Genomic DNA, 10,118 nt, shown 5'->3' on the forward strand with positions numbered 1-10,118 from the left:
GCCAACGGCATCATGCACGTCACCGCCAAGGACCTCGGCACCGGCAAGGAGCAGAAGATGACCGTCACCGGCGGCTCCTCGCTGCCGAAGGACGAGGTCAACCGGATGCGTGAGGAGGCCGAGCAGTACGCGGAGGAGGACCACCGCCGCCGCGAGGCCGCCGAGTCCCGCAACCAGGGCGAGCAGCTCGTCTACCAGACGGAGAAGTTCCTCAAGGACAACGAGGACAAGGTTCCCGCCGACGTGAAGACGGAGGTGGAGACCGCCGTCAACGAGCTGAAGGAGAAGCTCAAGGGCGAGGACAGCGCCGAGATCCGCACCGCCACCGAGAAGGTCGCGGCCGTCTCCCAGAAGCTGGGCCAGGCGATGTACGCGGGTGCCCAGGCCGACGGTGACCCGCAGCCGGGCGCCCAGCAGGCCAAGGCCGACGACGACGTCGTCGACGCGGAGATCGTGGACGACGAGAAGGACGCCAAGGGCGGTGCGGTGTGACCGAGGAGAACTCGGGTTTCGAGGAGAAGCCCGACGTCCCCTCCGGCGCCACCCCTGACGGAGCTGAGCCGAAGGACGCCTCCTCCTCCCCCAAGGAGGAAGAGGCGGCCCCGGCCGGGGACGCAGTAGAGACCGTCGGTCTGACGGCCCAGCTGGACCAGGCCCGTACCGCGCTCAACGAGCGCACGGGCGACCTCCAGCGGCTTCAGGCCGAATATCAGAACTACCGTCGCCGCGTCGAGCGGGACCGGGCCACGGTCAAGGAGATCGCGGTCGCGAACCTCCTGTCCGAGATCCTGCCCGTGCTCGACGACATCGGCCGGGCCCGGGACCACGGCGAGCTCGTGGGCGGGTTCAAGTCGGTGGCGGAATCGCTGGAAACGGTCGTCGCCAAGCTGGGCCTGCAGCAGTTCGGCAAGGAGGGCGAGCCCTTCGACCCGACGATCCACGAGGCCCTGATGCACTCGTACGCGCCGGACGTCACGGAGACGACCTGCGTGGCGATCCTGCAGCCGGGGTATCGGATCGGCGAGCGCACCATCCGCCCCGCGCGGGTGGCGGTGGCCGAGCCGCAGCCGGGCGCGACTCCGGCCGCGGCCAAGGAAGAGAAGGCAACCGACGAGGAGAGCGGTGGCGGCGAGGAGGTCTGACATCCCGTCTGACCAACTCGCGGCGCACCGCCCGGCCGTGCGACCGGCTCACGGGCCGGTCGCACGGCCGATCGTCCGGAAGGAGGGACGTCGATGAGCACGAAGGACTTCGTCGAGAAGGACTATTACAAGGTCCTCGGCGTCCCCAAGGACGCCACCGACGCCGAGATCAAGAAGGCGTACCGGAAGCTCGCCCGCGAGTTCCACCCGGACGCCAACAAGGGCGACGACAAGGCGGAGGAACGCTTCAAGGAGATCTCCGAGGCGAATGACGTCCTCGGCGACGCCAAGAAGCGCAAGGAGTACGACGAGGCGCGCGCCCTCTTCGGCAACGGCGGGTTCCGGCCTGGGCCGGGAGGCGCCGGGGGCAACTTCAACTTCGACCTGAGCGACCTCTTCGGAGGGGCCCAGGGCGGTGGCCCGGGCGGCGGAGCCGGCGGCTTCGGCGGCGGTGGCGGTCTGGGCGACGTCTTCGGCGGTCTGTTCAACCGGGGAGGTGCGGGTACGCGGACGCAGCCGCGCCGCGGCCAGGACATCGAGTCCGAGGTGACGCTCAGCTTCACCGAGGCGGTCGAGGGGGCCACGGTCCCGCTGCGGATGTCCAGCCAGGCGCCCTGCAAGGCGTGCTCCGGCACCGGTGACAAGAACGGCACCCCCAGGGTCTGCCCGACCTGTCTCGGCACCGGCCAGGTGTCGCGCGGCTCCGGCGGCGGCTTCTCGCTCACCGACCCCTGCGTCGACTGCAAGGGCCGGGGCCTCATCGCCCAGGACCCCTGCGACGTCTGCAAGGGCAGCGGCCGGGCGAAGTCGGCCCGGACCATGCAGGTCCGGATCCCGGCGGGCGTCTCGGACAACCAGCGGATCCGGTTGCGCGGCAAGGGCGGTCCTGGTGAGCGCGGCGGACCGGCCGGCGACCTGTACGTCGTGGTCCATGTCGACGCGCACCCGGTCTTCGGCCGCAAGGGCGACAACCTCACGGTCACCGTGCCCGTCGACTTCACGGAGGCGGCGCTCGGCGGCGAGGTGAAGGTGCCCACGCTCGGCGGCCCGCCGGTCACCCTGAAACTCCCGCCCGGCACCCCCAACGGGCGCACGATGCGCGCCCGCGGCAAGGGCGCGGTCCGCAAGGACGGCACCCGGGGCGACCTGCTGGTCACCGTGGAGGTGACGGTGCCCAAGGATCTCGGCACCGAGGCCAGGGAAGCACTGGAGGCATACCGGAAGGCGACCGCGGGCAGCGATCCTCGGGCGGACCTCTTCCAGGCGGCGAAGGGAGCTTGAGGTGGACGGCCGACGACGTAATCCGTACGAACTGACCGATGAGACACCGGTGTACGTGATCTCGATCGCGGCCCAGCTCTCGGGCCTCCATCCGCAGACACTGCGCCAGTACGACCGTCTGGGGCTGGTCTCGCCCGACCGCACGGCCGGGCGCGGCAGGCGCTACTCGGCCCGCGACATCGAGCTGCTGCGCACGGTTCAGCAGCTGTCGCAGGACGAGGGCATCAACCTCGCCGGCATCAAGCGCATCATCGAGCTGGAGAACCAGGTTGCCGCGCTCCAGCAGCGCGTCGCCGAGCTCACGGCGGCGGTGGACGGCGCGGCGGCGGCGATGCAGCAGCGTGAGGCCCAGGTGCACGCCTCGTACCGGCGCGATCTGGTGCCGTACCAGGACGTACAGCAGACCAGCGCGTTGGTGGTCTGGCGGCCCAAGCGGCCCAAGGACTGAGCGGAGCCGGAGATTTCCGGGGGATGCCCCGGAAATCTCCGGCCGGAGCGCCGGGGAGACGACCGACGGGTCGGCTCCCCGGCGCTCGGCCGTGTGCGCCGTGCTCTGTGCGCCGCGTGTCCGGTGCCCTGTGATGTGACCGGGCCCGGACGGCGGACGAAACCCCCCTCCGTCCGATCGCGTCCTGCCTTGTGGGCCGCGGGCTGGCGGGGGCGACACCGTCCCGCGCCCTCTCGCCGCACCACACCACACGTCACAGGCCGGGGGCCGAGCCGCCCGGCGGCACAGTCGGGAGTCAGCACGCATGTCCATGGTCGGTCTCTTCTGGATCACCCCAGCGTCGGCGCACATGGGCGCCCCGCCCAACGGGACCGGTCCCGGTGTGCTCCTCACCGAGGAGGGCCTGACCGGGCTCGGGGAGGACCAGCGCGGCACCTGGGCGTGGCGTGACATCCGGCGCGTGACGGTGGTCGGCGCGCCCGTACGGTCCTCGCCGGGCCGGGTGGCCGGGATCCTGCTGGAATCCGTGACCACCGTCGCCTTCGGCGGGTTCGACGACGGCCCGGCGATGTTCGTACGCCTCGACACCCCCGACGGGGAAGTGGAATGGACCGTGTACGCGCCCGCCGCCTCCTACGGCACAGCCGAGTTCCGGCTGTCGCAGGACCTGCTCGACGCGTATGCGGACGGCCGTGCCACCCCTGCGGCCCTGCTCGCCTGGGGCCGTGCGTGGCAGGGCGGGACCCCCGGACGGGCGAAGCGGGAGGATCTCCTGGCGGAGTGGGGTGGGGCGCCGCGTACGGCGTGAGCCGGTCGCGGTGGCCGGTGGCCGCGTCGGACGCACCGGAAGGGCCGGGCCCGGCGGTCCGGGCGGCGGTGCCGGTGGTGGGGCGGGCGCGGCGACCGGGGCGGGGCCGCTTCCCGGGGCGAACGGCCGCCCCGCGACGGCCTGTTGCGCGCTCGCGCGAGGAGCCGGACGTCTCGGGCCGGGAACCGGCCGTACCGTGCACGGGGATGCCGCGCGGGCGGTGGTCCGGTGTTTCGCGATTGCGACCGTGTCAGTCCGGCACCTGTTCCAGAATCCCTGAACGCGCGATCAGATAGCCGAGTTGGGCGCGGCTGTTGCTGCCGAGGACGGCGGACAACTTGGCGACGTGCGCGCGGCAGGTGCGGACGTTCATGCCGAGGCGGCGGGCGATGGAGTCGTCGACATGTCCCTCCACGAGCAGTTGGGCGATGGAGCGCTGAACTCCGCTGATCCCCTTGGGAGTCGGCTCGTACTTGACTTCTTCGAGGAGCGGCGCCGCCCGGGTCCACAGCTGCTCGAACACCTTGACGAGATACTCGACGAGCCCGGGATGGCGCAGTTCCAGGGCGACTTGGCGGTCGTCCTGGGCGGGGATGAACGCCACGGTGCGGTCGAAGACGATGAGCCGCTCGATGAGTTCTTCGAGCGTGCGGATCTCCACGTTGTCGTCGGCCATCCGTTCGGCGTAGGCCAGGGTGCCCGGGCTGTGCCGTACGGTGTGCTGGTAGAGGGTGCGGATGCTGACACCGCGATCCACTACGGAAAGACCACGTTCCAAGGCTTCGCTGAGGCGATCCTCGCTGCGTCCGCCGCCCGGCTGGACGGTGAGGACTTCCGAACGGCACTCCGCCGTGGCGAGGTCCAGCGCCGCGTTGATCCGGTTGACCCCTTCCAGCACGGTGATGGCGTGAGTGGTCGGCGGATCCTGCGCGCTGATGTCCATGAACGGCTCGAAGGACTCGGTGAGCAGGACCGAATGCCGTCGGCGCTCCTGGATCTCGCGCTCGATGGGATGCAGGTGTTTCGCCAGTGCGGCGGACGGCGGCACGGGGCGCAGCCAGTCGGCGTCGTCGGGGTCGGGGTGCAGCAGGGCGAAGTCCATGAGGCAAGGAGCCGGTTCCACTTCGCTCCTGGCGATACGTCCCGACCGCAAAGCGCTGGCGTACAGCCGTACTCCTGGCTCGCAGAGTTCGGTGATCCCATGAGGATGTGTCGGCTTTGTATTGCTTGTGACCATATTCTCCACCCCCCAGGTTCCTGAACATGCAGGAACATGATGCATCGACCCGGTGGTGTTCGTGTGCCCAGGTGAGACATCGTCTTAGGTGCGGGGGAGAAGAATCCACAAGTGAGGACGAAGCCGACTATGTATAAGCGAATGCTTCGCTCGGCGCTTGCCGTCTCGTTCGCCGCGGCCCTGGGACTCGGGGCGGTGAGCGGCAGCGACATCGCATGGAGCAGCGAGGCGGCATCCTCGCCGGGTGACATTGCGTGGTCCACCCAGGCGTCGGGTGACATCGCCTGGTCCGTCCGGGCCGCGGCCCCTGGTGACATCGCATGGGGCACCCCGGCCACCGCCCAGGGTGACATCGCGTGGGGTGTCCAGGCGGCGCCCGCGCCCGGTGACATCGCCTGGTCCACGCCGAACCACCTGGGCGCATGACCATCCCGCCGGACGACCGGACCTTCCGGCGGGAAATGGCCACGGCCTACCGATCAGGCTGGCATTTCATCGATCTCGTCACAGCCCTCCCCCGCCGTGGCGACTCGCTGATGGTCACTCTGTTCGGCGACCCCATCGTTGTCGCGCGCGAAGAAGACGACGAAGTGCGTGCGTACCGCTGCCTGCGCAAGCCGCGCGGAGCACCGCAGCCCGTCCGCTGCGCGATCCGGTACGACATGATCTTCGTGAATCTCGACCGGCGGGACCACCAGCTGTTCCAACCAGAGACCATTTCCGCCACCCCCCGCAGTGCCTGAGCGATCCCCCGTCGTTACACGTCGCTCAGTCACTCCCCCACACAACGGCGTCATCGTGACCTGAACACGATGGCGCCGTTGTGCTTTTCCCGTGCCGCGCCGCGCCCTGCCGTGCCGTGCTCCGGCGCGGCGCGTGCCCTGCCGTGCCGTGCTCCGGCGCGGCGCGTGCCCTGCCGTGCCGTGCCGCGTCCTGCCGGGGCCCCTGCTCCGCAGCTGTTCATGCCCTGTCGGGGCTCATGCCTTGCCGAGTGCCCGGTCCAGGGTGATCTCGATGACGACGCGGTTCGGGTTGGGTGCCGGCGTGCGCCCGTAGCGTTCCTCGTAGCGGCGTACGGCGTCGGCCACGGCCTCCTCGTCGGTACTTACCCGCGCGCGCCCCTCCAGCGTCGCCCAGCGGCGCCGGTCGACCTGGCAGACCGCCACGCGGGCGCCGTCCGGGCCCGCCGCCAGGACGTTGGCCACCTTCCGGGTGCTCTTGTCGCTGATGACGCGGGCGAGCCCGGCCCCCGGGTCGTACGTCACGCCCACCGGCACCACGTGCGGCGAGCCGTCGGGGCGAGGGGTGGTCAGGGTGCACAGGTGGTGCTCGCGCCAGAACGCGAGGTACTCGGGGCTCGGATTCGTCGGGTCGACTGCCATGGGCACAGCGTAGGCAGGGGCCTCCTGGCCTGCGGTGGCGGTGGTCCCGTCCGGCCGGTTCACTCGGAACGGGGCGTCCCGGTCTCCCCTCCCCGCCCCGGGCCGGCCGACCGGGGCGGGGCGCGTGCCGAGGCGGCCGGGCGCGGCAAGAGCGGAAGGTGTGTACGGAAAACCGGGTTGAGTGGAATAGACTCAACTTAGTAGACGTTGGCAAAGTCAGTGTTGTGGAGAGAGCAGCCACCGCAAGGAGGAGACGACGCACGTGGACGCCGAGCTGACCAACAAGAGCCGGGACGCCCTCAACGCGGCCACCAGCAGGGCCGTGAAGGACGGTCACCCCGACCTGACCCCCGGGCACCTGCTGCTCGCGCTGCTCGCGGGCGAGGACAACGAGAACATCACCGATCTGCTGGCCGCCGTCGAGGCCGACCAGATCGTGGTGCGTACCGAGACGGAAAGGCTCCTGGGCGCGCAGCCCAGCGTCACCGGCTCGACCGTCGCCCCGCCGCAGCCCAACCGCGAGCTGCTGGGCGTCATCGCCGACGCCGCGCAGCGCGCGAAGGACCTCGGCGACGACTACATCTCCACCGAGCACCTGCTGATCGGTATCGCCGCGAAGGGCGGCCGGGCGGGTGAGATCCTCTCCGAGCAGGGCGCCGGTGCGAAGAGACTGCTGGACGCGTTCGAGAAGAGCAGGGGAGGGCGCCGGGTGACCACACCCGACCCGGAGGGTCAGTACAAGGCTCTGGAGAAGTTCGGCACGGACTTCACGGCCGCCGCGCGCGAGGGCAAGCTCGACCCGGTGATCGGGCGCGACCAGGAGATCCGGCGCGTCGTCCAGGTCCTGTCCCGCCGCACCAAGAACAACCCGGTGCTCATCGGCGAGCCCGGCGTCGGCAAGACGGCCGTCGTGGAGGGGCTTGCCCAGCGCATCGTCAAGGGCGACGTCCCCGAGTCCCTGCGCAACAAGCGGCTCGTCTCGCTGGACCTCGGCGCGATGGTCGCGGGTGCGAAGTACCGCGGCGAGTTCGAGGAGCGGCTGAAGACCGTCCTCTCCGAGATCAAGGAGAGCGACGGGCAGATCATCACGTTCATCGACGAGCTGCACACCGTCGTCGGCGCGGGCGCGGGCGGCGACTCCGCCATGGACGCGGGCAACATGCTGAAGCCGATGCTGGCGCGCGGTGAGCTGCGCATGGTCGGCGCCACGACGCTCGACGAGTACCGCGAGCGGATCGAGAAGGACCCGGCCCTGGAGCGGCGCTTCCAGCAGGTGCTGGTGGCGGAGCCCAGCGTCGAGGACACCATCGCGATCCTGCGCGGCCTCAAGGGCCGGTACGAGGCCCACCACAAGGTCTCCATCGCGGACTCCGCGCTGGTGGCCGCCGCGACCCTGTCCGACCGTTACATCACCTCCCGCTTCCTCCCCGACAAGGCCATCGACCTGGTCGACGAGGCGGCGTCCCGGCTCCGTATGGAGATCGACTCCTCGCCGGTCGAGATCGACGAGCTCCAGCGGGCCGTCGACCGCCTGCACATGGAGGAGCTGGCGCTCAGGAACGAGTCCGACGCCGCCTCCAAGGAGCGTCTGGAGAAGCTCCGCCGCGACCTCGCGGACAAGGAGGAGGAGCTGCGCGGCCTCAACGCCCGCTGGGAGAAGGAGAAGCAGGGCCTCAACCGCGTCGGCGAGCTGAAGGAACGCCTCGACGAACTGCACGGCCAGGCCGAACGCGCCCAGCGCGACGGCGACTTCGATACCGCTTCCAAGCTGCTGTACGGGGAGATCCCGGGCCTGGAAAGGGAGTTGGCGGAGGCGACCGAGGCCGAGCAGGAGGCCGCCAAGGACACGATGGTGAAGGAGGAGGTCGGCCCGGACGACATCGCGGACGTCGTCGGTTCCTGGACCGGCATCCCCGCCGGACGCCTGCTGGAGGGCGAGACGCAGAAGCTGCTGCGCATGGAGGACGAGCTCGGCAAGCGCCTCATCGGCCAGACCGAGGCCGTGCGGGCGGTGTCGGACGCGGTACGGCGTACCCGTGCCGGGATCGCGGACCCCGACCGGCCCACCGGATCGTTCCTCTTCCTCGGCCCGACCGGGGTCGGCAAGACGGAGCTGGCGAAGGCGCTCGCCGACTTCCTGTTCGACGACGAGCGGGCGATGGTCCGCATCGACATGAGCGAGTACAGCGAGAAGCACAGCGTCGCGCGGCTCGTCGGCGCCCCGCCCGGATACGTCGGCTACGAGGAGGGCGGCCAGCTCACGGAGGCGGTCCGCCGCCGCCCGTACAGCGTGGTCCTGCTGGACGAGGTGGAGAAGGCGCACCCCGAGGTCTTCGACATCCTGCTCCAGGTCCTCGACGACGGCCGGCTCACCGACGGACAGGGCCGGACGGTGGACTTCCGCAACACCATCCTGATCCTGACCTCGAACCTCGGCAGCCAGTTCCTGATGGACCCGCTGACGAAGCCCGAGGTGAAGAAGGAACAGGTCCTGGAGGTCGTGCGGGCCTCGTTCAAGCCGGAGTTCCTGAACCGGCTGGACGACCTGGTGGTGTTCTCCGCGCTGAGCGGCGACGAGCTCGCGCACATCGCGAGGCTCCAGATCGACCGGCTCGCGAAGCGACTGGCCGACCGCCGGCTCACCCTCGACGTCACGCCGGAGGCCCTGGCCTGGCTGGCCGAGGAGGGCAACGACCCGGCCTACGGTGCCCGGCCGCTGCGCCGCCTCATCCAGACGGTGATCGGGGACCGGCTCGCCAAGGAGATCCTCGCGGGCGAGGTCAGGGACGGGGACACGGTCCGGGTGGACCGGGCCGGGGACGGTCTGCTCGTCGGCGCCGCCTCGTAACCCTCCGGGGGCGCGCACCCTCCCGGGGCGCGTACCCTCCCGGCGCCGGGACGTCACCGTCCCGGCGTCGGGAGGCCCTCACCTGGAGGGAGCATTCTGTTCCCTCTGCTCCATCTGGGGGCCGGGCTCCCTCTGCGGGGCCCCGCGGGACCGGCCCGCACCGGCCGCTTGTCAGCTTGTGGCGGATCGGCCCCGCCGGGGCTTGCCATCCCCCGCCCGCCATGGGAGAGGATGTCGGCAACCGCACGAAGGGAAAAACACGGTGAGCATCGATCCGTCCTCGATTCCTAATTTCGGGGGCCAGCCCGAACCGCAGGCCGCAGGACCGGAGGGCCCCGTCGTCCCTGACCAGGACCTCGTCAAGCAGCTCCTGGACCAGATGGAACTGAAGTACGTCGTGGACGACGAGGGCGACCTCGCCGCGCCGTGGGAGGAGTTCCGCACCTACTTCATGTTCCGCGGCGAGGCCGAGCAGCAGGTCTTCTCGGTCCGTACGTTCTACGACCGCCCGCACGCCGCGGACCAGCGCCCGGTCCTCCTCGACGCGATCGACGACTGGAACCGCCGCACCCTGTGGCCGAAGGTCTACACGCACACCCACGAGGCCGAGGAGGGTTCCGACGACACCGGTACCTCGATCCGGCTGATCGGTGAGGCGCAGATGCTCATCGGTACGGGCGTCAGCCTGGAGCACTTCGTCTCGTCGACGGTCAGCTGGGTGCGCGCCTCGATCGAGTTCGACAAGTGGCTCCAGGAGCGTCTCGGCCTGGTCCCGTCCGAGGAGAAGCCGGAAGGCGCCGACGGCACCGAGCAGGCCGCACCGGACGCCTGACCGGTACGAGCGGGCAAGCGGGCGGGGGGGGGGCGGGGGGGGCCCCCCCCCCCCCCCCCCCGGGGGGCCCGCGGGGCCGGGGGGGGGGGGGGGGGGGGCCCGCGCCCCCCCTGTGTGGGTGAGTGACACCAACGCGCCGC

11 protein-coding genes are annotated in these 10,118 nt (G+C 70.8%); 9 read left to right on the top strand and 2 right to left on the bottom strand.

Annotated elements, in window-relative coordinates; genetic code table 11:
* The 5 genes from ACFYY6_RS37880 to ACFYY6_RS37900 form a co-directional block, all read left to right on the top strand.
* Positions 1-492, top strand: a 492-nt coding sequence (locus tag ACFYY6_RS37880; protein ID WP_351526227.1) for an Hsp70 family protein, incomplete at its 5' end; no start/stop codon positions are given.
* Positions 489-1,142, top strand: a complete 654-nt coding sequence (gene grpE / locus ACFYY6_RS37885) for a nucleotide exchange factor GrpE (protein WP_351526225.1) — start codon at positions 489-491, stop codon at positions 1,140-1,142. The genes ACFYY6_RS37880 and grpE, both read left to right, overlap by 4 nt.
* 93 nt (positions 1,143-1,235) lie before the next feature.
* Positions 1,236-2,423, top strand: a complete 1,188-nt coding sequence (gene dnaJ / locus ACFYY6_RS37890) for a molecular chaperone DnaJ (RefSeq protein ID WP_351526195.1) — start codon at positions 1,236-1,238, stop codon at positions 2,421-2,423.
* A 1-nt stretch (position 2,424) separates the two neighbouring features.
* Positions 2,425-2,871 carry a heat shock protein transcriptional repressor HspR gene (locus ACFYY6_RS37895; protein WP_073789018.1) on the top strand — a complete coding sequence of 149 codons (447 nt, stop codon included), beginning with the start codon at positions 2,425-2,427 and terminating at the stop codon, positions 2,869-2,871.
* Between the two features lie 304 nt (positions 2,872-3,175).
* Complete coding sequence (locus tag ACFYY6_RS37900; protein ID WP_386609506.1) at positions 3,176-3,679, top strand: hypothetical protein; 504 nt, start codon at positions 3,176-3,178, stop codon at positions 3,677-3,679.
* Positions 3,680-3,929: 250 nt separating this feature from the next.
* Here the strand turns inward: ACFYY6_RS37900 and ACFYY6_RS37905 are convergent, their stop codons facing one another.
* Complete coding sequence (locus ACFYY6_RS37905) at positions 3,930-4,916, bottom strand: helix-turn-helix transcriptional regulator (RefSeq protein WP_351525672.1); 987 nt, start codon at positions 4,914-4,916, stop codon at positions 3,930-3,932.
* Positions 4,917-5,057: 141 nt separating this feature from the next.
* On the opposite strand from ACFYY6_RS37905, the gene ACFYY6_RS37910 reads away from it, so the two are divergent.
* A complete protein-coding gene (locus ACFYY6_RS37910) occupies positions 5,058-5,342 on the top strand; it encodes a hypothetical protein (RefSeq protein ID WP_351525673.1) in 285 nt (94 codons plus the stop codon).
* Entirely contained in the window at positions 5,339-5,659 is a 321-nt protein-coding gene (locus ACFYY6_RS37915; protein ID WP_351525674.1) for a (2Fe-2S)-binding protein, read from the top strand. Before ACFYY6_RS37910 ends, ACFYY6_RS37915 begins: the two co-directional genes overlap by 4 nt.
* Positions 5,660-5,893: 234 nt before the next feature.
* Here the strand turns inward: ACFYY6_RS37915 and ACFYY6_RS37920 are convergent, their stop codons facing one another.
* Positions 5,894-6,298 carry a TIGR03618 family F420-dependent PPOX class oxidoreductase gene (locus ACFYY6_RS37920; RefSeq protein ID WP_351525675.1) on the bottom strand — a complete coding sequence of 135 codons (405 nt, stop codon included), beginning with the start codon at positions 6,296-6,298 and terminating at the stop codon, positions 5,894-5,896.
* A gap of 262 nt (positions 6,299-6,560) precedes the next feature.
* On the opposite strand from ACFYY6_RS37920, the gene clpB reads away from it, so the two are divergent.
* Complete coding sequence (clpB, locus tag ACFYY6_RS37925) at positions 6,561-9,146, top strand: ATP-dependent chaperone ClpB (protein WP_351525676.1); 2,586 nt, start codon at positions 6,561-6,563, stop codon at positions 9,144-9,146.
* Between the two features lie 262 nt (positions 9,147-9,408).
* Entirely contained in the window at positions 9,409-9,978 is a 570-nt protein-coding gene (locus ACFYY6_RS37930) for a YbjN domain-containing protein (protein WP_073789007.1), read from the top strand.
* Positions 9,979-10,118 lie beyond the last annotated feature (140 nt).

The sequence above is a fragment of the Streptomyces sp. NPDC001750 genome (genome assembly GCF_042892615.1).
Taxonomy (GTDB): domain Bacteria; phylum Actinomycetota; class Actinomycetes; order Streptomycetales; family Streptomycetaceae; genus Streptomyces.

Coding starts and splice junctions, on each gene's coding strand:
- dnaJ (WP_351526195.1), top strand. CDS start 1,236: ATGAGCACGAAGGACTTCGTCGAGAAGGACTATTACAAGGTCCTCGGC.
- ACFYY6_RS37900 (WP_386609506.1), top strand. CDS start 3,176: ATGTCCATGGTCGGTCTCTTCTGGATCACCCCAGCGTCGGCGCACATG.
- ACFYY6_RS37905 (WP_351525672.1), bottom strand. CDS start 4,916: ATGGTCACAAGCAATACAAAGCCGACACATCCTCATGGGATCACCGAA.
- ACFYY6_RS37910 (WP_351525673.1), top strand. CDS start 5,058: ATGCTTCGCTCGGCGCTTGCCGTCTCGTTCGCCGCGGCCCTGGGACTC.
- ACFYY6_RS37915 (WP_351525674.1), top strand. CDS start 5,339: ATGACCATCCCGCCGGACGACCGGACCTTCCGGCGGGAAATGGCCACG.
- ACFYY6_RS37920 (WP_351525675.1), bottom strand. CDS start 6,298: ATGGCAGTCGACCCGACGAATCCGAGCCCCGAGTACCTCGCGTTCTGG.